The organism is Pseudomonas matsuisoli, from assembly GCF_014647635.1.
Lineage (GTDB): Bacteria > Pseudomonadota > Gammaproteobacteria > Pseudomonadales > Pseudomonadaceae > Pseudomonas_P > Pseudomonas_P matsuisoli.
In genome coordinates, this window is sequence record NZ_BMPO01000006.1 from 1 (window position 1) to 24,509 (window position 24,509).

20 protein-coding genes are annotated in these 24,509 nt (G+C 58.9%); 6 read left to right on the forward strand and 14 right to left on the reverse strand.

Annotated features, from left to right (window positions below; all coding sequences use genetic code 11):
* Window positions 1-141 precede the first annotated feature (141 nt).
* The 6 genes from msrQ to IEY47_RS13370 all read right to left on the reverse strand — a co-directional run bounded on the left by msrQ (window position 142) and on the right by IEY47_RS13370 (window position 6,053).
* Window positions 142-747 (reverse strand): protein-methionine-sulfoxide reductase heme-binding subunit MsrQ, encoded by a 606-nt coding sequence (gene msrQ / locus IEY47_RS13345; protein ID WP_188983753.1) that lies wholly within the window; start codon window positions 745-747, stop codon window positions 142-144.
* Window positions 747-1,751: a protein-methionine-sulfoxide reductase catalytic subunit MsrP gene (msrP, locus tag IEY47_RS13350; RefSeq protein ID WP_188983754.1), complete on the reverse strand. Its 1,005-nt coding sequence runs from the start codon at window positions 1,749-1,751 to the stop codon at window positions 747-749. Before msrP ends, msrQ begins: the two co-directional genes overlap by 1 nt.
* A 53-nt stretch (window positions 1,752-1,804) precedes the next feature.
* Window positions 1,805-2,620 (reverse strand): CDP-diacylglycerol--serine O-phosphatidyltransferase, encoded by an 816-nt coding sequence (pssA, locus tag IEY47_RS13355; protein ID WP_188983755.1) that lies wholly within the window; start codon window positions 2,618-2,620, stop codon window positions 1,805-1,807.
* Between the two features lie 152 nt (window positions 2,621-2,772).
* Window positions 2,773-3,789 (reverse strand): ketol-acid reductoisomerase, encoded by a 1,017-nt coding sequence (gene ilvC / locus IEY47_RS13360; protein ID WP_188983756.1) that lies wholly within the window; start codon window positions 3,787-3,789, stop codon window positions 2,773-2,775.
* Window positions 3,790-3,837: 48 nt separating this feature from the next.
* Complete coding sequence (gene ilvN, locus IEY47_RS13365; RefSeq protein WP_188983757.1) at window positions 3,838-4,329, reverse strand: acetolactate synthase small subunit; 492 nt, start codon at window positions 4,327-4,329, stop codon at window positions 3,838-3,840.
* 2 nt (window positions 4,330-4,331) lie between these two features.
* Complete coding sequence (locus IEY47_RS13370; protein WP_188983758.1) at window positions 4,332-6,053, reverse strand: acetolactate synthase 3 large subunit; 1,722 nt, start codon at window positions 6,051-6,053, stop codon at window positions 4,332-4,334.
* 393 nt (window positions 6,054-6,446) lie between these two features.
* Here IEY47_RS13370 and IEY47_RS13375 point away from each other — a divergent pair, with 393 nt between their 5' ends.
* Window positions 6,447-6,890 (forward strand): DUF4124 domain-containing protein, encoded by a 444-nt coding sequence (locus IEY47_RS13375; RefSeq protein WP_188983759.1) that lies wholly within the window; start codon window positions 6,447-6,449, stop codon window positions 6,888-6,890.
* A 10-nt stretch (window positions 6,891-6,900) separates the two neighbouring features.
* On the opposite strand, the gene IEY47_RS13380 is transcribed toward IEY47_RS13375, so the two are convergent.
* From IEY47_RS13380 to mrcB, 3 genes are read right to left on the reverse strand one after another with little or no spacing between them, the layout of a single operon-like run.
* A complete protein-coding gene (locus IEY47_RS13380; protein ID WP_188983760.1) occupies window positions 6,901-7,227 on the reverse strand; it encodes a YqcC family protein in 327 nt (108 codons plus the stop codon).
* The gene (locus IEY47_RS13385) at window positions 7,224-7,937 is read right to left on the reverse strand and encodes a tetratricopeptide repeat protein (protein WP_308426294.1); all 714 of its coding nucleotides are present in this window, start codon (window positions 7,935-7,937) and stop codon (window positions 7,224-7,226) included. Before IEY47_RS13385 ends, IEY47_RS13380 begins: the two co-directional genes overlap by 4 nt.
* Window positions 7,938-7,952: 15 nt before the next feature.
* On the reverse strand, window positions 7,953-10,277 hold the full coding sequence (mrcB, locus tag IEY47_RS13390) for a penicillin-binding protein 1B (RefSeq protein WP_188983762.1): 2,325 nt from the start codon (window positions 10,275-10,277) through the stop codon (window positions 7,953-7,955).
* A 118-nt stretch (window positions 10,278-10,395) separates the two neighbouring features.
* Between mrcB and IEY47_RS13395 the strand changes: the two genes are divergently transcribed.
* Entirely contained in the window at window positions 10,396-11,937 is a 1,542-nt protein-coding gene (locus IEY47_RS13395; RefSeq protein ID WP_188983763.1) for a bifunctional aminoglycoside phosphotransferase/ATP-binding protein, read from the forward strand.
* Between the two features lie 296 nt (window positions 11,938-12,233).
* Here the strand turns inward: IEY47_RS13395 and IEY47_RS13400 are convergent, their stop codons facing one another.
* The 5 genes from IEY47_RS13400 to IEY47_RS13420 all read right to left on the reverse strand — a co-directional run bounded on the left by IEY47_RS13400 (window position 12,234) and on the right by IEY47_RS13420 (window position 19,647).
* Window positions 12,234-13,325, reverse strand: coding sequence for a 3-deoxy-7-phosphoheptulonate synthase (locus IEY47_RS13400; protein ID WP_188983764.1), 1,092 nt, complete (start codon window positions 13,323-13,325; stop codon window positions 12,234-12,236).
* A gap of 476 nt (window positions 13,326-13,801) precedes the next feature.
* The gene (bglX, locus tag IEY47_RS13405; RefSeq protein ID WP_373293597.1) at window positions 13,802-16,084 is read right to left on the reverse strand and encodes a beta-glucosidase BglX; all 2,283 of its coding nucleotides are present in this window, start codon (window positions 16,082-16,084) and stop codon (window positions 13,802-13,804) included.
* 210 nt (window positions 16,085-16,294) lie between these two features.
* Window positions 16,295-17,614, reverse strand: coding sequence for an MFS transporter (locus tag IEY47_RS13410; RefSeq protein WP_188983766.1), 1,320 nt, complete (start codon window positions 17,612-17,614; stop codon window positions 16,295-16,297).
* A gap of 150 nt (window positions 17,615-17,764) precedes the next feature.
* A complete protein-coding gene (gene sfsA / locus IEY47_RS13415; RefSeq protein ID WP_188983767.1) occupies window positions 17,765-18,475 on the reverse strand; it encodes a DNA/RNA nuclease SfsA in 711 nt (236 codons plus the stop codon).
* On the reverse strand, window positions 18,475-19,647 hold the full coding sequence (locus IEY47_RS13420) for a pyridoxal phosphate-dependent aminotransferase (RefSeq protein WP_188983768.1): 1,173 nt from the start codon (window positions 19,645-19,647) through the stop codon (window positions 18,475-18,477). Before IEY47_RS13420 ends, sfsA begins: the two co-directional genes overlap by 1 nt.
* A 193-nt stretch (window positions 19,648-19,840) precedes the next feature.
* Here IEY47_RS13420 and dksA point away from each other — a divergent pair, with 193 nt between their 5' ends.
* The 4 genes from dksA to IEY47_RS13440 all read left to right on the forward strand — a co-directional run bounded on the left by dksA (window position 19,841) and on the right by IEY47_RS13440 (window position 24,449).
* The gene (dksA, locus tag IEY47_RS13425; protein ID WP_188983769.1) at window positions 19,841-20,284 is read left to right on the forward strand and encodes an RNA polymerase-binding protein DksA; all 444 of its coding nucleotides are present in this window, start codon (window positions 19,841-19,843) and stop codon (window positions 20,282-20,284) included.
* Between the two features lie 88 nt (window positions 20,285-20,372).
* The gene (gene gluQRS, locus IEY47_RS13430) at window positions 20,373-21,260 is read left to right on the forward strand and encodes a tRNA glutamyl-Q(34) synthetase GluQRS (RefSeq protein ID WP_188983770.1); all 888 of its coding nucleotides are present in this window, start codon (window positions 20,373-20,375) and stop codon (window positions 21,258-21,260) included.
* A 77-nt stretch (window positions 21,261-21,337) separates the two neighbouring features.
* Window positions 21,338-21,514 (forward strand): hypothetical protein, encoded by a 177-nt coding sequence (locus tag IEY47_RS13435; RefSeq protein WP_188983771.1) that lies wholly within the window; start codon window positions 21,338-21,340, stop codon window positions 21,512-21,514.
* Window positions 21,498-24,449, forward strand: a complete 2,952-nt coding sequence (locus tag IEY47_RS13440) for a sensor histidine kinase (RefSeq protein WP_188983772.1) — start codon at window positions 21,498-21,500, stop codon at window positions 24,447-24,449. Before IEY47_RS13435 ends, IEY47_RS13440 begins: the two co-directional genes overlap by 17 nt.
* The last annotated feature ends 60 nt before the right edge of the window (window positions 24,450-24,509 follow it).

Consider the following 24,509-nt stretch of genomic DNA (forward strand, 5'->3'; position numbering starts at 1 on the left):
TACTCGAATCCGCCTTCCGTGCAACCTTTAATTTAAACCTAAACCCTTGATCTACAAGGCTTTTCAGGTTCAGGCTGCGCCGGAAGTGGTGCGCATTATAGGCCCTCAAATCAGGCCGTCAATAGGCAGATGACACTTTTATTATTCGCTGTTGCGCGCTGGCCTCCTTTTAATGAGCCATGCGCGAACAACGCCTACTCGCAACACCATCAATATGGCAAAGATCACGGCATAGACCGCCCAATTCCCGATGTCCGACCGGGCTATCCAAAGCATGTGGAGCAAGCCTAAGCAAACAGCCAGATAAACCAGTCGATGCAGTGGCTTCCACTTCTTACCTAACAACCGCATCGCCCGTCTATTGGAACTGCCTGCTAACGGCAGCAGCACTAAGAACGCTAGAAAACCCACCAAAATATAGGGCCGCCGCTGAATTTCGACAGCCAGCTGGCTCCATTCAAAGCCAAGCACAAAGGACAGGTAAGCCAGCAGGTGCAAAAGTGCATAAGCAAATGACCACAGCCCGAGCTGACGCCGGAAGGCGATCCAGCGCCAACCTGTAAGTTGTTGAAGCGGCGACATGCATAAGGTAGCCAGCAACAACCCCAGCGACCATTGTCCGAGATTCCATAAGAGCACCCGACCTGGATCGGGACCTAGTGCGAACGTCCACGCCTGATAGAACCAATAGCCGAGCGGGCAAAGCAACGTAAGAAACAACGCAAGCCGCAAGTACGGATGCGGCATCAATAGTTCGCCCGCAGATCAAGCCCTGAATAGAGGCCTGCAACCTCATCTTCGTATCCGTTGAACAGGCGGGTATCCATTAGATTCGGACTGAACAGGCCGCTAGGGAGGCGGCGTTCACGCGCTTGTGACCACCTTGGATGATCGACGTTTGGATTAACGTTCGCGTAAAAGCCGTACTCGCTCGGAGCGAGCGACTCCCAACTCGTGCGAGGTTGCTCCGGTACGAACGAGATCTTAACGATGGACTTGATGCTTTTGAAGCCGTACTTCCATGGAACGACTAGCCTTATTGGCGCACCGTTCTGATTAGGCAGACTGCGTCCGTACATACCGACAGCGAGCAACGTGAGCGGATGCATGGCCTCATCCATACGAAGCCCTTCGACATATGGCCAGTCCACTAGCGAAAAACTAGACCGAACCCCAGGCATTGCCTTTTCTTGAACGACGGTTTCCATCCGTACGTACTTAGCCTTCGAAGTCGGCTCTACCTGCCGGATCAGCCCTGACAGGGGAATGCCCAACCACGGAATCACCATTGACCAAGCCTCAACACAACGTAAGCGATAAATTCGCTCTTCAAGGCGGTCATCCGCCAAGAGTTTCGTCAGATCGTAACGACCGGGCTTGGCGACTTCGCCATCAATCATTACTGTCCACGGCTCGACGACCAACCCCGACGCATTTCGCGCGGGATCGCCCTTGTTCGTACCGAACTCATAAAAATTATTGTAGGAAGTCGCATCCTTGAAAGGCGTGATGGGCTCATTGGTCGAAACCGCTTTCCAACGGGCATCGACCAAACGCGGCTCTAGCCATGCAGGTACATCGACGCTTGGTACGTCCGGATATTCCTGCGCGGCAAGGACCGCTGGAAGAGCACTTGCACCTAGACCTACAGCTGCACCCGCCTTCATGAAACCCCGGCGCGACAGGTAGACGCTTTCAGGCGTGACGTCAGACTCTTTGGCCTCAGAACGGGCCGGAAACTTGATTAGCATGCCTTAATCACTCCTACCAATACGTGCGCCACAGACCTCAGCTTTTTATGCGATTAGCTGTGCTTGCGGCGCTGCAATTGGATCAGGTATTGAATTGGACCTGAAGCGGCGTATGCAAGGAAGATCAACAGAAGAATGCGCGGCGGATCACTGAAGATGACGGCGAACAACAGGACAACTACAAGAATCGCCACGAATGGCACACGACCCTTAAGGTCCAGATCCTTGAAGCTGTAATAGCGTATGTTGCTGACCATAAGCATCCCGGAGGCGGCTACGAGCACCGCGACGAAGAATGCCATGTCGGCGCCCCGGACGCCGGAGTCGCTGAACGCCCAGACGACACCAGCAACGACACCTGCAGCTGCAGGGCTTGCCAAACCAGTGAAATAGCGCTTGTCCACCTTTCCGATTTGCGTATTGAAACGGGCCAAACGCAGGGCCGCCCCTGCCACGTAAATAAAGGCGACCATCCATCCCGCTTTACCAATGCTGCCCAACGCCCACTCAAACGCAAGTATCGCCGGTGCCATTCCGAACGCGATCATGTCGGATAGGGAATCGTACTCCGCACCGAACGCGCTTTGTGTATTCGTAAGCCTTGCAACACGGCCGTCGAGACTATCAAGCACCATCGCAACGAAAATGGTCGCCGCGGCAACATAGAAATTGCCGTTCATGGCGTTGATAACGGAATAGAAACCGGCAAAGAGGTTGGCTGTTGTGAACAGGTTCGGAAGTAGATAGACACCACGGTGACGGACCTTCCGCCCTTCGTCGTCGTGCCCTTCTTCTATATGCTCATCGATAGGAAGAAGACTGTCCGGGGCGCGCTCGCTACCTGCGGTCTCATCGTGACGTTCACTCATACTTTGGGGACCTTACACCGTAATCTGGTTATTTTTTCGACAGCCTACACGGGACGGCAGTTCGTGATGTGCTGCAGGCGCTTTATAGCAGAGGCCGCCCCCACAACGAAAAAACGCGGCATTCGCCGCGTTTCTTCTTTGATTGGAGCGCGTCAGTTTTTCGCTTTATCAACAATACGATTTGCCGCGATCCAAGGCATCATCCCACGCAGACGCTCGCCAACCTGCTCGATTGGGTGAGCCGCGTTGTTGCGACGGTACGCCGTCATGGATGGATAGTTGCTCGCGCCTTCACTGATGAACATCTTCGCGTATTCACCGTTCTGGATGCGCTTCAGCGCGTTACGCATAGCTGCACGGGATTCGTCGTTGATGACCTCAGGGCCAGTTACGTACTCACCGTACTCGGCATTGTTGGAGATCGAATAATTCATGTTCGCGATGCCGCCCTCATACATGAGGTCGACGATCAGCTTCAGCTCGTGCAAGCACTCGAAATACGCCATTTCAGGCGCGTAACCCGCCTCGACCAACGTTTCGAAACCTGCCTTGACCAACTCGACCGCACCGCCACAAAGAACGGCCTGCTCACCGAAGAGATCGGTTTCGGTTTCGTCTTTGAACGTCGTTTCGATGATGCCGGAACGACCACCGCCGACGCCGCACGCGTACGAAAGCGCTAGGTTCTTCGCATTACCCGAAACGTCTTGGAAGATCGCGACCAGGTCAGGGATACCGCCACCTTTAACGAACTCGGAACGGACCGTATGGCCGGGCGCCTTCGGCGCGATCATGATGACGTCAAGATCCGCGCGCGGCACCACTTGGTTGTAATGGATCGAGAAACCATGAGCGAAGGCCAAGGTTGCGCCCTTCTTCAAATTTGGCTCGATCTCGTCTTTATAAAGGCGCCCTTGGAATTCATCAGGGGTAAGGATCATCACAACATCAGCATTGGCAACGGCGCTAGCCACTTCACTCACTTTGAGGCCATGCGCTTCCGCCTTGGCAACGGACGACGACCCAGCGCGCAGACCAACAGTGACATCGACACCTGAGTCCTTCAGGTTGCAGGCGTGCGCATGGCCCTGTGAGCCATAACCAATAACGGCGACTTTCTTGGCCTGGATAAGCGACAGATCACAATCTTTATCGTAAAAAACTTTCATTGAATTCCCCTTTTATTGGCCTACCGGCCCATCAGTTGGCTACTTGTTCTAGACGCTCAACACTTTGTCGCCGCGTGCAATACCGGTCACACCGCTACGAACCGTTTCTACGATTGCTGCAGTACCGATGGCCTGGATGAAGCTGTCGAGTTTGTCGCTGGTACCGGTCAGCTGGATCGTATAAGTGCTTCCCGTAACATCGACGATCTGTCCACGGAAGATATCGGTCGTGCGTTTTACCTCTGCCCGCTGAGCGCCGGTCGCCTTGACCTTAACCAGCATGAGCTCTCTTTCTATGTGGCCGCCCTCGGACAAATTGACCAACTTCACCACCTCGATCAACTTGTTGAGGTTCTTGGTGATCTGTTCGATGGTCTCATCGTGGCCAATCGTAGTGAGCGTCAAACGCGAAAGCGTTGGATCCTCTGTGGCAGCAACGGTAAGGGTCTCGATGTTGTAGTTGCGCTGAGAAAAAAGCCCTACCACGCGTGAGAGCGCACCAGGTTCATTTTCAAGCAACAACGAAATGATATGACGCATGATCAGGTTCGCTCCGTCTTGCTCAGCCACATGTCCCGCATCGACCCGTCACGGATCTGCATGGGATACACGTGCTCGCGTGTATCCACTGCAATGTCCATGAACACCAATCGATCTTTCAATGCGAAGGCCTCTTCCATCATCGGCTTGAGGTCCGAGAGGGAAGTAATCCGCATACCCACATGGCCGTAGGCTTCAGCGAGCTTCACGAAATCAGGCAGAGACTCCATATAGGAATGCGAATAACGACTGTTGTATTGCATGTCCTGCCACTGGCGAACCATCCCCAATGCGCCGTTGTTGAGATTCACGATTTTCACCGGTAGGTCGTACTGCAGGCAGGTCGACATTTCCTGGATGTTCATCTGAATGCTGCCTTCGCCCGTAACGCAGGCCACATCTGCATCGGGGAAATTCAGCTTCACCCCCATTGCAGCCGGGAATCCGAAGCCCATGGTTCCAAGACCACCAGAATTGATCCAGCGGTTCGGCTTGGCGAACGTGTAGTACTGGGCCGCGAACATCTGGTGTTGACCGACGTCCGAGGAAATATAGGCTTCGCCGCGCGTTACCTCGCAAAGCGTTTCCACGACCGTTTGCGGCTTGATGATGCTTCCATCGCCCTTGTCGTAAGGAAACAGCCCGCGCGAACCGCGCCATTCTTCGATCTGCTTCCACCAACTCGCGACACCTTCAGGCGCGCCTGAACCGATCTCACGAACGATGGCGACCATTTCGGTCAACACACTGTCGACTGGGCCTACGATCGGAATGTCGGCCTTGATCGTTTTCGAAATGGAAGCCGGATCAATGTCGATGTGGATGATCTTCGCGGTCGGGCAAAACTTAGCAGCGCCGTTAATGACCCGATCATCGAACCGAGCACCCACAGCGAGAATGACGTCCGCATGGTGCATCGCAAGGTTGGCCGTATAGCTGCCATGCATCCCCAGCATTCCCAGAAAACGACGATCCGTTCCTGGATACCCACCCAACCCCATCAGCGTGTTGGTCACCGGCAGGTTCAGCATCTGCGCCAGCTCGGTCAGCGGCGCCGAGGCATTGCCCATGATGACTCCGCCGCCCGAATAGAGAACCGGGCGCTTGGCGGCCAATAGCATTTCGGCCGCTTTGCGGATCTGACCGGAATGCCCACGCGTCGCGGGGTTGTAGGAGCGCAGCTTGGCTTTCTTCGGAAAGACGTACTCGAACTTTTCCGCCGGGTTCGTCAAGTCCTTGGGAATATCGATGACTACCGGCCCCGGACGACCGGATTGCGCGATATAGAATGCTTTTTTCATCACTTCCGGAATTTCGGAAGGATGCTTGATCATAAAGCTGTGCTTCACGATAGGCCGGGAAATACCGATCATGTCGGTTTCCTGGAACGCATCGGTGCCGACCATGTTGCTCGCCACCTGTCCCGAAATAATCACCATCGGGATCGAATCCATGTATGCCGTAGCGATACCGGTGATTGCGTTCGTTGCGCCAGGCCCGGAGGTTACCAATACGACGCCCGCTTTGCCGGTCGCTCGTGCATAACCATCGGCCATGTGCGTGGCCGCCTGCTCATGGCGAACAAGGATGTGCGTGACTTCCTTTTCCTTGAACAAGGCATCGTAAATATGAAGGAGGGCGCCACCCGGGTACCCATAAATATGCTTAACGCCTTCGTCACGCAGGAAGCGGACGACCATTTCAGCGCCGGACAAGAGCTCCACGTTATTCACCTCTAACACGCTAGAACGCCATTCAGGGGGAGAACGGCTCCAATAGGTTTACTTGCTAGTAGAGCATGAGCGACGGTGGTCGCCGACTACGTCAGCATACTTGGCAAGTATTGGGATACTCCGAACGTTTGGAGAGCATCCCACCCAGCGCGAGGTAACGCGTTGCGGGTGTTGCAGAAGTCGGCACGGGTATGCGCCTCATGTCTACTGAGCTGCAGGCAGCTTGCGGCTGGCTCCACTACAGTTGACGCGACATTGTTAAGTCTTCAAACGTGGCAAGTCAACCCGTTCAGCTGAAACTTCGCCCGTTAGTAAGCTAAATCATTTCCAAAGCACGGCCTTTGCTATAGTCGCCGCGTAGCGTCGAGAGAAAGGATCTCCACTATGCGTCGCATCCTCACAGGGTTTGCCCTAACAATTGCCTTCAGCAACGCCGCTTTTGCTGTGCAGGTTTATAAATGGCAAGACTCGAGCGGCGTCATCCATTTCTCCGCTCTTCCTCCGGAGGATGCTTCTGCGGTCAAGGTCGACACTCGCCTTGCGCAACTGAGCAAAGGCGGTTTTCCACCGGCGCTGCCAAAGCTAGATAGCCAGATCGCCGCAGACGAGCAATTGGCCATTGATGAACGCGTGAAGGCGCAGGTCGCGCAGCAAGAGGTGAACAGGAAGAAAGCATGCACCATGCTTCGGACCAACCTGTCGCATCTGAAAAACAATCCGCGCGTTCGTATCGAAGAGCCCGCCGGACAAATGAGAAGGCTGACCGAGGAAGAGCGTCAAGCGCGTATCAAAGATACGGAAAAAGGGATCGGCGCAAACTGCGCCTGAACCCCTCGCCCTAGCCGGTAATAAGCGCGTCGAAACGACCGAGCGCCTCTATTAGAGGCCTAGCATCGGCTAGCCGCGCTTGGTAAACGTATTCTGCCATTGATCGTATGCCCGACGTCGTCGGCAGTTCCGCGTCTTGCTCGATCATCAGCTTCATACGCGGCAAGAATATCCACTGAAGCCACTGCGAGAAATCCAGCGTATCGACGCAGAATGGCTGCTCGCTTGTAAGCGCCTTGTCTGGTGGTGGAATATCCTCCCACCATCCCAATCGGCGCAACTCCCGCTCTACCAGCAGCAGTTGATCCGCAAGCAGCGGTAGGCGACTGTCAGTCACGACCCCACCCGTGCACGCTGGCGCGCTTCGTTGGCCCCTGCCGTATCACCCTGACTCTCACGCGCCTTGGCGATGATGTTCCACAAGCCAGCCTGCAAAGTCTGGCGACCGTTGGCGTACGTCAGTCCTCGGCGGGCGAACTGTTCAGCCTGAGCGGCGTCCCCTTGCACAAGACGGACTTCAGCCAGCCGATACAGGACCTGAGGCTCGCGAGGGGCGATACGTTGCGCCCGCTCCAAACTGGACGCTGCGCCGTTCAGATCGCCCGAGCTTTGCAAACTCTGAGCGGTGGTCAGCAGCGCCAGCACCGGCCCATCGAGCTGTTCATCGGCAGCCAAACCTGAACCGGCACTCGTCCCCGCATTAGCGCTAGGAATACCCGTAGGCGAAGACGCCCCCGGTGCAGCAGACGGCGTGTAGACCGGCTGCGCGGCAGGCGCCGGCGCGTTGAACCCAGAATCGTTCGCCGGAAACGTTTCTAATGGCGCGCTGGACGCACCTTGAGGGACCATCACGACGACCCCCGATTCTTCGGGCGTCGGTGCCGCTTGCCGCTGAGGCTGTGCTTGGCTGTACCCTCGATTCGCGTTTCCCTGCTGACTCGAAGACAGCGGCGCACCTGCATCCACGACAGGGACCGAACCACGCGGGTTGGTCGAACATCCAGTCGCCAGCGCCAATAGCGCTAACGTGAAAAGGCATTTCTTCACACCATCACTCCTCAATTACTGGAGCCAGCCGCGGACCCAATCCATCACCGTATCGGAGGGCGGTTGATCGGGCTGACCACAGGCAGCGCCAGCAACCGGCTCACTGCCTCGAATATAGGGCATCTGTACCGCATTCTGGCACCCTTGCGCAGAGCCTTGTCCACTGTACGCATCGATCCACGCGTAATCGACATTGTCGGGTACCGGCATATCCAGAGACATCGGATAGGTCTTACCCATGTATCCCGACCAAATCTGCAATGCACCGGTCGCTCCGGTCAGAGGCGTTTTCCCGTTGTCATCACGGCCGATCCACACGACGGCTAACTGATCCTGGCTGAAGCCGGCAAACCAGCTATCACGGGAATCATTCGTGGTGCCGGTCTTGCCGGCAAGATTCACCGAAGACGGTACCTGATTGTAGGCCGAACGCCCGGTCCCTTCGCGCATTACGCGTTGCATCGCATTCTGGACCAGGAAGATCGCGCCGGGATCGACAGCCTGCTGGATCTGGAACGGATACCGCTTCAGAGGCTCCCCGTCCGCAGCAAGAACGCTCCGGATCCCGCGAAGCGGCGTATTGAAACCACCATTCGCGATCGTCTGGTACATCGTGGCCACTTCCATCGGGGTAAGCGCCCCCGCACCGAGCAACATCGACGGGTACGCAGGCCACTGCCGGCTGACACCGAGTTTCTCGATCGTTTTCAGAACGTTTGGCACACCCACATCCAGCCCCAAACGCGCGCTCGATAGGTTGTACGAATTCATCAACCCTTGATAAAGATAAATGGTGCCGTGCGCTTTTCGATCATAGTTCTGGGGGCTCCACACCTGGCCGTCAGCGCCTTTTACCGAGAACGGCTCATCCTGTAGCCAGCTCGTCAGCGTGTATTTGGTCGGCTGTTCAAGCGCCGTCAGGTATATAGCCGGCTTGATCAACGAGCCAATCGGACGCACCGCATCGAGTGCACGGTTAAAGCCTGCAAATCGCGTCTGGCGGCTACCGATCAAAGCCTGGATTTCGCCGTTTTCGGGGTCGGCGACCACCATCGCTGCTTCGGTCTCGTCGACACCCTTGCGGCCATCGAGGCGCTTGAAGGTATCGGTCATGGCCGCCTCGGCCTTCCACTGCTTGATCGGATCGAAGCTGGTGAAGATACGCAGACCTTCCTCGGTCAAGTCCTCTTCACGATAGTCCTCGCGGAGCTGGCGTTTGACCAAATCCAGGAACGCCGGGAATGAGCTGTCCGCTACGCTGCCCCGAGCGGTTACGCCGAGCGGACGCTTCTTGGCGGCATCGATTTCCTCAACCGTTGCAACACCCTGTTCAGCCATTACGTCCAGGACGATGTTACGGCGCTCCAACGCCCGCTCGGGATGGCGGCGTGGGTTGTAATAAGTCGGGCCCTTGACCATGCCGACCAGCAAGGCGACCTGATGCAATTGCAACTCGGAAAACGGCTGCCCGAAGAAATATTGGCTGGCGAGCCCAAAACCATGGATCGCCCGCGGACCGTCCTGGCCGAGGAAAACCTCGTTCAGGTAAGCCTCGAGGATTTCCTGTTTGTCGTAATGCATTTCCAGCAGGACGGCCATCATGGCCTCGGTGCCTTTACGGGACAGGCTTCGCTCATTGGTCAGGAAGAAGTTCTTCACCAACTGCTGGGTCAGCGTGCTGCCGCCCTGGCGCACTTCACCCGAGGTTGCATTGACCCAGACCGCGCGCATGATTGATTTGGGCGACACGCCGAAGTGGCTGAAGAATTCGCGATCTTCCACCGCAACGAGCGTCTCGACTAACCGCGATGGCGCCTGGTCGAGCTTCACCAGAATCCGATCTTCCTGTTGGGCAGGATAAATCCCGCCAATAAGCATCGGTTCCATCCGTGCAACTGGCAGGGGGCTGCCGCTAGCTTCAGTTAGACCAGCGACCGAGTTGCCAGAGAATCGCACGCGAATGCCGCGCGATGGCTCAGCGCCCTCGTAAGATTGGAAGCCCCGGGTATGCAAATCGATTGTGTTGCCGGACACGGACGCATCGCCTGGACCGTCCGCAACGCTCTCACGGCGATAACCCAGCGCATCGAGCTCGCGGAGGAAATCGTCCTTGCTCAACCTTTGGCCGGCGAACAGCTCGAGCGGGCGCGCGTAGACCTTCGCGGGAATGGTCCACCGTTTGCCGGAGAATTTCTGCTGAACGACCGCATCCAGATAGATCGCGAACCCAGCCAAAATGACGAGACCGACAAGACCAATCTTGAAGGCCCATCCTAACCAGGGGCGAAGTCCACGGGAGCGGCGTTTGGAACGGGAGCGAGGGGAGCGTGCACGTGTCATGGCGGCGGATTATACGCATTTCATCGTGGTCGGCTATGGACGTCCGGCGGTTTGCACCTCAGAGATTCGCGGCCAATAATGCGGGCCATTTGATGACAACTCATAAGGACTGCCCGCCGTGACCCAGCCCCTGATCGACGCCCTGCAAAACCCGGCACTGTACCCGCATCCCGTGGAGCACTTTCAGGTCATCGAGACCCACATCTCCTGGGTGATCTTGACCGGTCCCTACGCGTACAAGATCAAGAAAGCGGTCAATTTTGGCTTCCTCGACTTCACCGAGCTGTCGGCCCGGGAGCATTTCTGCAATGAAGAACTGCGCCTGAACGCCCGCTTGACCGACGGACTGTATCTCGACGTCGTGCCAATCACCGGCAGCATCGACGCCCCTGCTCTGAACGGAACGGATGCACCGATCGAGTTCGCACTCAAGATGAAGCAGTTTCCACAAGCCGATCTGCTTGCCGAAGTGCAGGCTCGTGGAGAACTGACTGCCGCACACGTCGACGAATTGGCGCGCCTGGTTGCAGATTTTCATACCCGAACGCCTGCCGTCGCGGAAGATCATCCCTTGGCATCCGCCGAAGCCATCGTTGCCCCGCTCCGCCAGAACTTCGAACAAGCGCGCCCGCTTCTGAAAGACAAGGCCGACCTCGACCAACTGGCGCTGCTGGAGAGCTGGACCGAAGACAGCATCGAGCGTCTGTTTCCCCTGCTTCGTGCGCGGGCGAGGCAAGGCGCTATTCGTGAATGCCACGGTGATCTCCACCTTGGCAATGTCACGCTCATCGACGGCGCACCGGCCGTTTTCGATTGCATCGAATTCAATGAGCCCTTCCGCCTGATCGATATCGCCTCGGACGCCGCGTTCGTTGCGATGGACTTGGAAGACCGCGACCTGAAACCACTGGCCCGCCGCTTCGTCAGTGGATGGCTCGAGCAAACCGGCGATTACGATGCGCTTGCCCTGTTCGATCTGTTCAAAGCCTATCGCGCCATGGTCCGGGCCAAGGTCACCTTGTTCCGCCTTGCCCAGGAGCAGGATGCAGTCGAGCGCGCCGTGATCCTGAGGCAGTACCGACGATATGCCACGCTAGCGGAAACGTACGCCGCTATCCCCTCCCGCTTTCTGGCCATCACCCATGGCGTATCCGCCGTGGGAAAAAGTCATGTAGCACTGCGATTGGTCGAAGCGCTCGGCGCCATTCGGCTGCGCTCGGACGTCGAGAGAAAACGCTTGTTTCCAGGCGCGTCGTCCGAAGCGCTGTATGACCAAGCGGCAGGTGAAAGAACCTACCAGCGGCTGCACGACCTGGCAGGCCAAGGCCTCAATGCCGGCAACCCAATCATCATCGACGCCACCTATCTCAAGGCTAAACAGCGCGAGCAGGCCGCCGCAATCGCCGAAAAACACGGTGTGCCATTCCTGATCATCGATTGTCATGCACCGGAAAAAGTCATCGCCGAATGGCTCGAACAACGGCGCCAGGAAGGCGGCGATCCTTCGGATGCCACGCTCGATGTGGTTCACGCGCAGCAAGCGAGCCGCGAGCCCCTCAGTGCGTTCGAGCAAGAGCGCAGTAAGCGCGTCGATACCAACGATGCCAGTAGCGTCGACAGTTTGATTCAACGGATACGCCAAAAGCTGCCGGGGTTATAAAGGCCTGAAATGAGCCGGGAATAGCGCTCAAGCGTCCACTGAAAGACCGTTCATCGCCCAAAACCTATAAAATGGAAATAATTCTCAAAAAGATTTGACGATGAAATGAGAATTGTTACTATTACCTCAACTGGTCGCGAGGCCAGCCAGATAAGCTGAAAAGGTCGGACTCGAGCTCTTCAGGCTATCTCCTCATCAGGCTAATCACGGTTATTGACCCGGCTCTTGCCGGGTCTTTTTTTGCCTCGCATAAAGCACTCACGGATCAAGTACACGCAGACCTGCCGCTACGCGGCTCAAGCCCTGGCACTGCTTAACCTACCGGCAGCGTCCAACAGCAACGCTTCAGTCTTCTCCCAACCAAGGCAACCGTCCGTAATGGAAACGCCGTAGGCAAGCCTATCGCTCAACGGCTGCGCGCCCTCCCCCAGATGGCTCTCGAGCATAACGGCTCGCAACGCCTCATTACCTGCCAATCGCTGACCGATGACATCGGCCATGACCGCAGGCTGGCGTTGTGGGTCCTTGCCACTGTTGGCATGACTGCAATCGACCATGATTCGCGGATTCAGGCCTTGGGCACGCAACGTTTCGCACGCGAGTCTCACGCTACCGGCATCGTAATTCGGCCCGGCCTGGCCACCGCGTAACACAAGATGCGTATCCGGATTGCCCAGCGTATCGACCGTTGCGGGAAAGCCATTGTCATCGATTCCGAAATGCTGATGCGGCCTGCACGCCGAGCGCATTGCGTCACAGGCGATACCGATGCTGCCATCCGTACCGTTCTTGAACCCGACAGGCATATCCAGCCCGCTCACCATCTCGCGATGAATCTGCGACTCGCTCGTGCGTGCGCCGATGGCGGACCAGCTCAACAGATCGTCGACATAATTGGCCACCAAGGGTTGAAGCAATTCCGTCGCCAGCGGTAGCCCCATTTCCACTAAACGCAGCATCAAGCGACGCGAACGGTGAAGCCCTTCGGCAATGTCACCCGTACCGTCCAGGCGCGGATCGTAAACGAACCCTTTCCAGCCGACGGTCGTGCGCGGCTTTTCGATGTAGGCGCGCATGACGATGAGCAGCTCGGAATCAACGCGCTTGGCGAGCTTGACCAGACGCTCGCCATACTCGATAGCAGCATCTTCATCGTGCAGCGAGCACGGGCCGACGACGACCAACAGGCGCGAATCGCGACCGTCCAGGACCTGACGGACCGCATCACGCTGCGCGTGTATCTGGTTAGCGCGGGCGGGATCCAGGTGGACGTTCGAGCGTAGCTCTTGTGGTGTGGGTAAGCGCTCACTGCGGCGGTTTTGCGCAGCCGGCTGCGATGGCTCGACGGATGAAGGCATGGGTGACAACGGGGACAATACAGCGGACATATCTACGGCTCCTGACCGAGCGGGCAATGTGCCCGCTCGGTAGCTATCTATTGGGTTTTCGCGACGGGGTGTGCTGAAGGCTCAATTGCAGGTATCGCCAGGAAAAAATGCCGTAGCCAAAAAATTGATAAGTGCTCATGTGTTACTCCTCAATCAGTTCACGTGCTTTAAGCCGCCAGAAAACGAAAAACCCCCGGTCGGGTTACCGACCGGGGGTTTCGAAAAACACACTGGCGGCGACCCGGTTTAGGGCCGCCTGACAGGTATCAGGCTAGCCCGTGGCTAAACCAATACCCATAAAACGAATAGGAAACGCCGGGCACATCACGCGAACCACAGGTCACCGCACTGCGGTGAGCAGTGAGCGAACGAGGCACTTCTGTGCAAGGTGCTGACATGTCGTTTGTCTCCAAAGAATGACCAGACGTTACTGCATTGCCAAACGTAGATCAACTGCCGAATCGAGCGGGTCAACCTCACTCCAGCGTGAACTCGTCCGACCGCACATCCACCGAGTCAAGGCCCACCATAATCTTGAAGACGCCCGGCTCTGCCTGAAAATCGAGTGCCGCATTGAAGAATTTCAGCGCGTCGATGCCAACATCGAAGGTCACGTCACGACTTTCTCCAGGCTGCAACGCGATCTTGCGGAAACCCTTGAGCTCCTGGACAGAGCGACTGATGGACGCAACCTTGTCCTGAAGATAGAGCTGCACCACGGTTTCGCCCGCACGCGACCCCATATTGCGCACCGTAACTTGCGCCTCGATGCGCCCGCCAGACGACAAGGTCTTCGACGACAGGCGAATCGGCGACACCTCGAAATCGGTGTAGCTCAGTCCATAACCGAAGGGGTACATCGGCCCATGTTCCACGTCGAAGTAGTTCGATGTGTATTTGCCCCGATTTTCCGGCCGGAACGGACGCCCGCTATTGAGATGGTTGTAGTAAAGCGGCACCTGACCCACCGTCCGCGGGAAGGTCATGGGCAGTTTGCCCGACGGGTTGTAGTCACCGAACAGAACGTCCGCGATCGCGTGTCCACCTTCGGTTCCTGGGAACCAGGCCTCGAGCATGGCATCCGCTTGTTCGTGCTCCTTTCCAAGCGCCAGTGGTCGGCCGTTCAACAGCACCAGCACCAGCGGCTTGCCAGTCGCCTCGAGCGCAGCGATCAAGGCTTGCTGTGCATCGGGAATCTGCAGGCTAGCGCGGCTCCCTGACTCATCCGCCATTCCGCGCGCCTCACCTACCACCGCCACGACCACGTCCGCCTGGCGGGCAATGGCCACCGCCTCATCGATCATCTGTTCAGGTGACCGCGGATCGAGCGGGCTCACCACCTCATAGGCGTTGATGAACTGCTGAATCAGTGGATCGTTACTGAGGTTCGAGCCCTTCGCATGCAGCACGCGACCACGATCGCCCATCGCTTCGGTGACGCCCCGCAGTACGGTGACCGCCTGGTTGGGAAGGCTGGCTGCGGACCAGCTTCCGATGATGTCGTTCTGGCTATCGGCCAATGGACCGATTACCGCCAACGTACCGCTCTTTTTCAACGGCAGGACACTGTCGGCGTTTTTCAGCAGGACCATGCTCCGCCGCGCGATATCACGCGCGTCCGCCCGGTGCAGACGGCTTTCCGCGTTGCGATCCGCCGGATCATCCGCGACAACACCCGCACGCAGGTAGGGATCATCGAACAACCCAAGCCGGTATTTCGTGACCAGCACGTTACGGCACGCGGCGTCGAGCACAGCCATCGGCACCTTGCCAGAATCGAACAAGGCCTTCAGTTCATGCAGATAGGCATCGTCATTCATGTTCATGTCCGTGCCGGCATTGATCGACATCTGCGTCGCTGCCGCCGGATCCGCCGCCACACCATGCCGCATCAGTTCCAGCACGGCGCCATGGTCGCTCACGACCAATCCATCGAAGCCCCATTGCTGGCGAAGGACGTCGCGCAGCAGCCAACTGTTCGCCGTTCCCGGCATGCCGTTCAATGCACTGAGCGAGGTCATGACCGCGCCGGCACCCGCGTCCACCGCAGCCTTGTAGGGTGGCATGTAATCCTGAAACATCCGCTGCGCGCTCATATCGACGGTGTTGTAATCACGTCCACCTTCGGTGGCACCGTAGAGTGCGAAATGCTTGAACACCGCCATGATTGAATGGGGATCCCGCAGACTGTCGCCCTGATAAGCTTTTACCAGCACTTCCGCGATGCGGGCCGTGAGGTAAGGGTCCTCACCGAAACCTTCCGAGGCACGTCCCCAGCGCGGTTCACGGGTCACGTCGATCATCGGCGAGAAGGTCATGTCCAGGCCGTCAGCACTGGCTTCGAGGGCGGAGATCCTACCGCTGCGTCCAATCGCCTCGAGGTCCCAGCTGGACGCCAGGCCAAGGCTAATGGGAAACGCGGTTCGGTGGCCGTGCGTCACGTCGTAAGCGAAGAAAAGCGGAATCTTCAGCCGGCTTTCCTTGACTTGGTCTTGAAGAAGGCGAATATCTGGGCGCGTCACCGTATTGAAAATGCCACCGACCTTTCCCTGGCGGATGTCGGCGATCAGCGTCTCCTTCGGATGTTCCGGCCCCACGCTCACCAACCGCAGCTGGCTGATCTTTTCATCGACCGTCATCTTCTCGAGTAGCTCGTCGATGAACCGGTCCTGCCGGTCCTGCGCATCGGCTCGCTCATCGGCGAATGTAGGTTGGACCAGCAAGCCCGCAAGTAACCCGAACATCCAAAGCGTTTTGATCATGTGCTCTATTTCTTATGACGGCAGGGTGGGGCAGCGCGCACGAAAGACCCAGCAGGAATGACAGGTGTGCGTCGAAGTCGGCATAAGGTGGGCTGCGCGAGGAGCGAAGTCAACGCGCCCGCATAGACAAACTGAAGTGCGGACGCAGAATCGCCAGAAGGGCTCGCAGGCCCTTCTACGCGCTGGGGATGGTCGCTGCAGGACGAATCAATGGGCGTCGGCGTAATCCAGGCGCCGTTTCGCCGTTTCAGGCAGCGACATGCCCCCGATCATCGCGAGCAGAGCAATCACGATAAGGTAGAACGCTGGCGACATACGGTTGCCGGTGACATCGATCAACCAGGTCGCAACCAACGGCGCCGTGCCGCCAAAGATCGTGTAGGCGACGTTGTAAGTGAACGCCGACGCGGTGTAACGAACCCGCGTGGGAAACTGCTCGGAAAGCAAAGCCGCTGTGACGACGCCACAAGCAACGGCGCCAACGGCAAGCAGCATGGCGCCGATCGCAGCATTCAGAAATTCCCCAGTGGCCGCGAGCATGAAGGCGGGATAGACGGCCACGATCAAGCTGCCACAGGCGGAAAGAATCGTTCTGCGCCGCCCGACCCAATCCGAATAAAGCCCAACGAGCGGGCACAACAGCGCGGCGAAGACCAGCGCCATCAGGCTTGCGAGTAAAGCCGTCGGCCGCGAAGCGCCACCGACGACCTGCATATAGGTCGCAAGGTAGGTGGTGAACATATAAAAGGACAGCGCCGTCGCCGAGATGAACGCCGACAGGCAGATGATGGGCTTGGCGTGATCGCGCAGTGTTTCCTTCAGCGGCGAATGAGCCTTTTCGGACTGCTGCGCGATCGCCTGGAACGCCGGTGACTCATCGAGTCGCAGCCGCATGTAGAGCCCAACAAGCCCCAGCGGCGCAGCGATCAGGAACGGCAGGCGCCATCCCCAGACTTGCATCTGCGCTTCGGAGAGAAACGTACCAAGGCCAAAGACCAGGCCGGCCGCTGCCGCGAACGCGGTAAACGTCGATACCGGCACGAAGCTGCCGTATCGTGCCTTGCGGTCGGTAGGCGCATGCTCCATGACGAACGCGCACGCACCCGCGTATTCACCCCCCGCAGAGAAACCTTGCAGGCACCGCGCCAAGGCCAGCAATAACGGCGCGATCAAACCGATGGTCTGGTAGGTCGGTAGCAAGCCGATCAATGTCGTCGCACCCGCCATCAACAGGACGGTGATGGACAGCACACGCTTACGGCCAAGCTTGTCGCCCAACACGCCGAAGAAGATTCCCCCTAATGGCCGTAACGCGAACGACACGGCGAAAACGGCGAACGTCTGCAAGAGAGCGAGTGATGCGTTGCCGGGAGGGAAGAACAAACTCGCGATGGTGACGGCAAGGAACCCATACACCGCAAAGTCGAACCATTCCACGAAATTGCCAATGGCCGATGCGGCGATCACTTTCCGTAACGTGACCAGATCGACATGCTGATCCACTGCTTGCTCGCTTACCTGCTCCATGCGCCACTCCGGTACCGTGAGAAAGGGTCGGGCGCGTCTAGATCACTGTTCGCGCCCGGCTGTCACGCACGCTACGCGTCCTCGCCGCCCTTGCTCGCGCCGTATACGACCGATGCATAGCCGAGAGCGACGCGTCGGACAGGGAAACGCTCAATCGAGCAAAACAGGAAGCCTATGGGTAACCACCAGTCGCGCCGACGTGACCGAAACCCCATAAGCCAGCACCTCGACGCCGTCGCCTATCGCCTGGCGCAGTGCGAGACCGTAGGCCGGATCGACCTCGTCGGCCATACGCACGGCCTCGATACCGGACAGGTTGACGCAGTACAACTGGACCGCACGTACGCCTGCCCTTGCCAATGCCGCGAGTTCACGCAAATGGCGTGCACCGCGCAAGGTGACGGCATCCGGAAAAGCCGCGACGGCGGTGTCGTCGAATCCCAGGGTAACACTCTTCACTTCCACATAAGCAGGACCGGTGGGGTATTCGAGCCGGAAGTCGATGCGGCTGCGCTCTTCGCCGTACGCCACCTCGCGCCTTAGCGAAGTGAACCCTGCCAGCTCGGCGATTATTCCGGCGCGCAGGGCTTCTTCGATCAAACCATTGGCTCGCCCGGTATTCACGCAGGCCATGCGTCCCTGGGGGGTTTCGGCGAGCTCCCAGGTTCCCGGCAGTTTGCGGCGCGGATCATCGGTGCGACTGAACCACACCTCACCTCCCGGCACCATGCAGTTGTGCATCGAGCCCGTATTGGGGCAATGAATACAGATCGTCTCGCCCGTTTCGGTGACGATATCGGCCAGAAAGCGTTTGTAGCGGCGCGCCAAACGGCCACGCTCCAGCGCAGGTACGAACTCCATCAGGGCTGCCAGCTCCGCAATCCACGCGCGATGCGCTCGACAGCCTCTTCCAGACGCGCCAACCCTTGGGTGTAGGCAAAGCGCACATGATGAGGGGCGCGGTGGAGGCCAAAGTCGATGCCCGGGGTGAACGCGACGTGCTCGGTTTCCAGGAAGTGGCGGCAGAAATCCGCGGCGGCCCCGCCGAATCCGGAGATATTGGCATATAGATAGAACGCCCCTTCCGGCTCGACCTCGATCCCAAATCCAAGGGAACGCAACGCCGGTAGTAGAAAGTCGCGCCGCCGACCGAATTCCGCGCGCCGCGCTTCCAGTATTTCGAGGGTTTCGGGCGCGAAGCAGGCCAGCGCCGCATGCTGGGCCATGCTTGGCGCGCTGATATAGAGATTCTGCGCCAGCTTTTCCAGCTCGGGAACGGCATCCGACGGGGCTACCAGCCACCCAAGGCGCCAGCCCGTCATGCCGAAGTACTTGGAAAAGCTATTGAGCACGAAGGCGTCGTCATCCACCTCGAGAACGCTCGGCGCGTCCATGCCATAGGTGAGACCGTGGTAGATCTCATCCACGACCAGATGCCCATCGCGCGCCTTCAAGGCTTGGGAAAGACGGCTCAACGCCTCTCGCGAAAGAACGGTACCGGTGGGGTTGGCCGGCGATGCGACCAGCGCGCCGACACTTTGATTGTCATAGTGCGCCGCTACGCTCTCGGCACTGAGCTGATAGCGCTCTTCTGGGCCCACCGGCACCAGCTTCGCGGCGCCTTCGACCAACCGCAGGAAATGGCGATTGCAGGGATAGCCCGGGTCAGCGAGCAGCCAATGCTTGCCGGGATCGACCAGCAAGCTACTGGCCAACAGCAACGCGCCCGATCCACCGGGAGTAATCAGCACCCGTTCGGGGTCAATGCATAACCCGTAACGGCTGAGGTAGAACTCGGCGATCGCTGCGCGCAACTGCGGAAGCCCCCTGGCAGCGGTGTAACGGGTATGCCCAGCGGCCAGCGCAGCCTGTCCAGCGGCGACGATGGGCGCGGCCGTTGTGAAATCCGGCTCGCCAATTTCGAGGTGTATGACGTCATGTCCGGCGGCTTGCAATTCGTTGGCTCGCGCCAACAGGGACATAACATGAAACGGTTCGATAGCGCGGCTGCGAGCGCTGTAGGACAGGGCCATTGGCCTTCCTTTTATCAGGTCGAAACGGCGATTCTAGCGAAGTCGACACGGCGGCGGCAGCCGGCCCATTGACTGGAGTAGCGGTCACCCTGGCGATCTGGTAAGTTCGCCCGCTTGCAGACGCGGGGCCGGTCGAACCGGCGAAGGACATTTTCCTGCGCAGTGGATTAGAAAGAGCGAGAGGCGGTCATCCATGCCCACCAAAGAGAACGAATTGAACAGCCAACTGAACCGCGGCGTAGCGCCTTACCAGGAAACCAAGGGTGAGGAGTACATGAGCGATGCCATGCGTGCTCACTTCACGCATCTGCTCAACCGCTGGAAGAAAGAGCTGATGGAAGAAGTGGACCGCACCGTGCATCACATGCAGGAAGACGCGGGCAACTTCGCCGACCCTGCTGACCGTGCGACCCAGGAAGAAGAATTCAACCTTGAACTGCGCACCCGCGACCGCGAGCGCAAGCTGATCAAGAAAATTGACGAGACGCTGCAGCTGATCGAAGACAACGAATACGGCTGGTGCGATTCCTGTGGTGTCGAGATCGGCATTCGTCGCCTGGAAGCGCGCCCTACCGCGACCCTGTGCATCGACTGCAAGACACTGGCGGAAATCAAGGAAAAGCAACTCGGTTCCTGATCGCCAAAAGGGGCGCCGCGGTCCACTCGAAAACAGGGTTCGCTCAACGTTTTCAAAGGGACAAGCGGCGCCCTTTTTTTCATGCCCAATGAATAAAAAAGCCTACGTCGGGCGATTCGCGCCCACTCCCAGCGGCCTTCTGCATTTCGGCTCACTCGTCGCCGCGCTGGCCTCTTACCTCGACGCTCGCGCCGTGGGCGGACGCTGGCTCGTGCGGATGGAAGATCTCGATCCCCCACGTGAAATGCCCGGTGCCCAAGACCTCATCCTGCGCACACTGGAAACCTATGGGCTGCACTGGGACGGCGCCGTCGAGTATCAAAGCGCCCGTCATGAGGCGTACGCCGAATGCGTCGCCCGCCTGCTCGCCCAATGCTTGGCCTACGCGTGCACCTGTTCGCGCAAGACCCTCGAGCCCCATCAAGGCGTCTATCCCGGCCTATGTCGCGAGGCGAACCACGCAGCCCATGACGCGGCGATTCGCGTGCGCGTGCCCGCCCTCGCCTATCGCTTCGAGGACCGCCTGCAGGGCCAGATCGAGCAGCACCTTGGGCGAGAGGTCGGGGATATCGTGATCCGCCGACGCGATGGGCTCTACGCCTACCAGCTCGCTGTCGTACTGGACGATGCCTGGCAAGGAATCACCGATATCGTCCGCGGCGCCGACCTCCTGGACTCCACGCCCCGGCAGCTCTATCTGCAAGAGCTGCTGGGCTTCGCGCATCCGCGTTACCTGCACATCCCGTTGATCGTCCAGCCCGACGGACACAAGCTCGGCAAGGCCTATCGTTCACCACCCTTGCCGCCCGACGAGGCACCTGCGCTACTGACGCGTGCCCTCCGCGCACTGGGGCAATGCCCGCCCGAGGACCTCGCGAAGGCGCCAACCGACACCGTCATCCACTGGGGTATCACCCACTGGAACGCCGAACGCATCCCTCGCCACGCGACCTTGGCCGAAGCCGACCTGCTCTGATCGTCGCTCGTCAGACTCGCCAACCCTGCTAACAGCCTTTATAACGGGTAGCCCAACGCTCAAGGCCAATCGACCTCATGTACATCTATCGACTGGTTCTGATTCTCGTGGTCGGAATCTACCTGTTCTCTCCCGCCATCATGGATTGGTGGATTGCCCCCGGTAGCGCCTGGTATCGCCCCTACCTGCTCTGGCTGATCCTGATCGTCGTCACCTTCCTGCTACAGAGCCATCGCGATGCAGACGAGCTATAGCCTGACTCAGCTGATTCTCATCAGCACCGCGTACCTGCTCCTGCTTTTCGGCGTCGCCTGGTTGAGCGACCGGGGCATCATGCCGCGCCGCCTCATTCGTCATCCCCTGACCTACACGCTATCGCTGGGTGTGTACGCCAGCGCGTGGGCGTTCTACGGCACGGTGGGGCTGGCCTACCAATACGGTTACGGCTTCCTGGCCGTCTACCTCGGACTGTCCGGGGCGTTCCTGCTGGCCCCCGTACTGCTCAATCCGATCCTGCGTATCACGCGCACCTATCAGCTATCCTCGCTCGCCGACCTATTCGCGTTTCGCTTTCGCAGCTCCTGGGCCGGCGCGCTGACCACGCTGTTCATGCTGATCGCGGTCTTGCCGTTGCTGGCGCTGCAAATTCAGGCCGTTGTCGATTCCATCGGCATCCTCACCCGCGAGCCGCAGCCCGCACGGATCGCATTAGGGTTCTGCGCCTGGATCATTCTTTTCACCATCCTGTTCGGCGCTCGGCATATCGCGACCCGGGAAAAACACGAAGGCATGGTCTTCGCCATCGCATTTGAATCGCTGGTGAAGCTCATCGCGATTGCCTCGATTGGACTCTATGCGGTGTACGGCGTTTTCGGCGGTCCGGGCGCGCTGGAGCTTTGGCTGATGGAGAACCAAGTCGCCCTCGCGACCCTGCACTCGCCGTTGCAGGAAGGTCCATGGCGAACGCTCTTGCTGGTGTTCTTCGCGGCCGCGATCGTCATGCCGCACATGTATCACATGACCTTCACCGAAAACCTCAACCCACGCTCGTTGGTCGTCGCCAGTTGGGCGCTACCGCTTTTCCTGCTGCTCATGAGCCTGGCGATACCACCCATCCTCTGGGCGGGGTTGCGACTGGGGATCGACACGCATCCCGAATATTTCACGCTGGGCCTCGGTATTCAGGTCGACAGCCCGCTGCTGTCACTGGTGGCCTATGTCGGTGGGCTGTCGGCCGCCAGCGGACTGATTATCGTCACGACGCTCGCGCTGTCGGGGATGGCGCTCAACCATCTGGTGCTGCCGCTGTACCAGCCACCTGCCGGCGGCAATATCTATCGCTGGCTTAAATGGACGCGCCGCGCGCTGATTGCCGCGATCATCATGGCGGGCTACGGCTTCTACTATCTGCTCGGCCCGGGCCAGGGCCTAACTAACCTTGGCATCGTGTCTTTCGTAGCGACGCTGCAATTTCTTCCCGCCGCCCTCTCGGTGCTGTACTGGCCGACGGCGAATCGCCGCGGCTTCATCGCCGGACTTCTCGCGGGCGCGAGCGTCTGGAGCCTGACCATGTTGCTCCCGCTAATGGGGAGTTGGCCAGGGTTCTACATCCCGGTGCTGGACGTCGTCTACGTGCTGGACGACACGAGCTGGCACCTCGCCGCGATCGCGTCACTGGCCGCCAACGTGCTCGTGTTCACCCTGGTCTCCCTGTTCACCGATCTCAGCCCCGAGGAACAGGCCGCCGCCGAAGCATGCGCCGTCGACAACGTGCGCCGGCCCCAGCGGCGCGATCTGGTCGCCGGCTCACCCCAGGAATTTGCCGAACAACTGGCCAAGCCGCTGGGCGCGAAGACCGCGCAAAAGGAAGTCGAGAAGGCCCTGCGGGATCTCGACCTACCCTTCGACGAATGCCGCCCTTACGCATTGCGGCGGCTGAGGGACCGTATCGAAGCGAACCTATCCGGCCTAATGGGGCCGAGCGTTGCGCAGGACATGGTGGAAACCTTCCTGCCCTATCGTACGGACAACGAAACCTATGTCACCGAGGACATCCACTTCATCGAAACCCGGCTCGAGGAATATCAGTCCCGCCTGACGGGCCTGGCCGCGGAGCTGGATGCCCTGCGCCGCTACCACCGCCAGACGTTGCAAGAGTTACCGATGGGCGTCTGCTCGCTCGCCAAGGATCAGGAAATCCTCATGTGGAACCGTGCGATGGAGGAACTGACCGGCGTTCCCGCATTGCAGGTCGTAGGGTCGCGCCTGACGACTCTGCCGAATCCGTGGCGCGATCTGCTGCTGGATTTCGTCGGGCAGTCGGATGAGCATCTGCACAAGAAAAGGCTTGGGCTCGATGGCCAGACACGCTGGCTCAGCTTGCACAAGGCGGCCATCATCGAACCACTTTCGCCCGTCAACAGCGGATTGGTCCTTCTCGTCGAGGATCTGACCGAAAACCAGTCTCTTGAAGACAAGCTGATTCATTCAGAACGCTTGGCCTCCATCGGACGCCTAGCTGCAGGCGTTGCCCACGAAATCGGCAATCCCATCACCGGCATCGCTTGCCTCGCCCAAAACCTGCGCGAAGAACGGGAAAACGATGAGGAAATCATCGAGACCAGCAGCCAGATCATCGAACAGACCAAACGCGTCTCGCGCATCGTCCAGTCGCTCATGAGCTTCGCCCATGCGGGGAGCCGGCAGAGTACTGAAGCGGTCAGCCTTGCGGACACCGCCCGCGAGGCGATCGGCCTGCTGTCACTCAACAAACGGGGCAACGACGTGCAGTTCTACAACCTGTGCAACCCCGAACACCTGGTGGACGGCGATCCGCAGCGGCTGGCTCAGGTGCTGATCAACCTGTTATCCAACGCCCGCGACGCCTCCCCCGCCAACGGTGTCATCCGCGCCCGGAGCGAAGCCGGTGAGCACACGATCGATCTCATCGTCGAGGACGAAGGCACAGGCATTCCCAAGGCGATCATGGACCAATTGTTCGAGCCATTCTTCACCACGAAAGAGCCAGGCCAGGGGACCGGATTGGGTCTGGCGCTGGTCTATTCGATCGTGGAAGAGCATTATGGCCAAATAATTATCGACAGCCCGGCCGATCCGATCCAACAACGCGGTACCCGGATCAGGGTCACTTTGCCGAGGCATGTCGAAGCGGCGTCCGCCCTGACATAGACGGCTGCGATGAGGCCTCCACCAGGCAACGTGTCTGGAATGGGCCTTCCAGTCGAATAG

Excerpts from the sequence above, each read along its gene's own strand:
- IEY47_RS13375 (WP_188983759.1), top strand. The coding sequence starts at position 6,447 with ATGCGTCGCATCCTCACAGGGTTTGCCCTAACAATTGCCTTCAGCAAC.
- sfsA (WP_188983767.1), bottom strand. The coding sequence starts at position 18,475 with ATGGAGTTCGTACCTGCGCTGGAGCGTGGCCGTTTGGCGCGCCGCTAC.
- IEY47_RS13410 (WP_188983766.1), bottom strand. The coding sequence starts at position 17,614 with ATGGAGCAGGTAAGCGAGCAAGCAGTGGATCAGCATGTCGATCTGGTC.
- ilvN (WP_188983757.1), bottom strand. The coding sequence starts at position 4,329 with ATGCGTCATATCATTTCGTTGTTGCTTGAAAATGAACCTGGTGCGCTC.
- mrcB (WP_188983762.1), bottom strand. The coding sequence starts at position 10,277 with ATGACACGTGCACGCTCCCCTCGCTCCCGTTCCAAACGCCGCTCCCGT.
- IEY47_RS13440 (WP_188983772.1), top strand. The coding sequence starts at position 21,498 with ATGCAGACGAGCTATAGCCTGACTCAGCTGATTCTCATCAGCACCGCG.
- IEY47_RS13435 (WP_188983771.1), top strand. The coding sequence starts at position 21,338 with ATGTACATCTATCGACTGGTTCTGATTCTCGTGGTCGGAATCTACCTG.
- msrQ (WP_188983753.1), bottom strand. The coding sequence starts at position 747 with ATGCCGCATCCGTACTTGCGGCTTGCGTTGTTTCTTACGTTGCTTTGC.
- msrP (WP_188983754.1), bottom strand. The coding sequence starts at position 1,751 with ATGCTAATCAAGTTTCCGGCCCGTTCTGAGGCCAAAGAGTCTGACGTC.
- gluQRS (WP_188983770.1), top strand. The coding sequence starts at position 20,373 with ATGAATAAAAAAGCCTACGTCGGGCGATTCGCGCCCACTCCCAGCGGC.
- ilvC (WP_188983756.1), bottom strand. The coding sequence starts at position 3,789 with ATGAAAGTTTTTTACGATAAAGATTGTGATCTGTCGCTTATCCAGGCC.
- IEY47_RS13420 (WP_188983768.1), bottom strand. The coding sequence starts at position 19,647 with ATGGCCCTGTCCTACAGCGCTCGCAGCCGCGCTATCGAACCGTTTCAT.
- pssA (WP_188983755.1), bottom strand. The coding sequence starts at position 2,620 with ATGAGTGAACGTCACGATGAGACCGCAGGTAGCGAGCGCGCCCCGGAC.
- dksA (WP_188983769.1), top strand. The coding sequence starts at position 19,841 with ATGCCCACCAAAGAGAACGAATTGAACAGCCAACTGAACCGCGGCGTA.
- IEY47_RS13400 (WP_188983764.1), bottom strand. The coding sequence starts at position 13,325 with ATGTCCGCTGTATTGTCCCCGTTGTCACCCATGCCTTCATCCGTCGAG.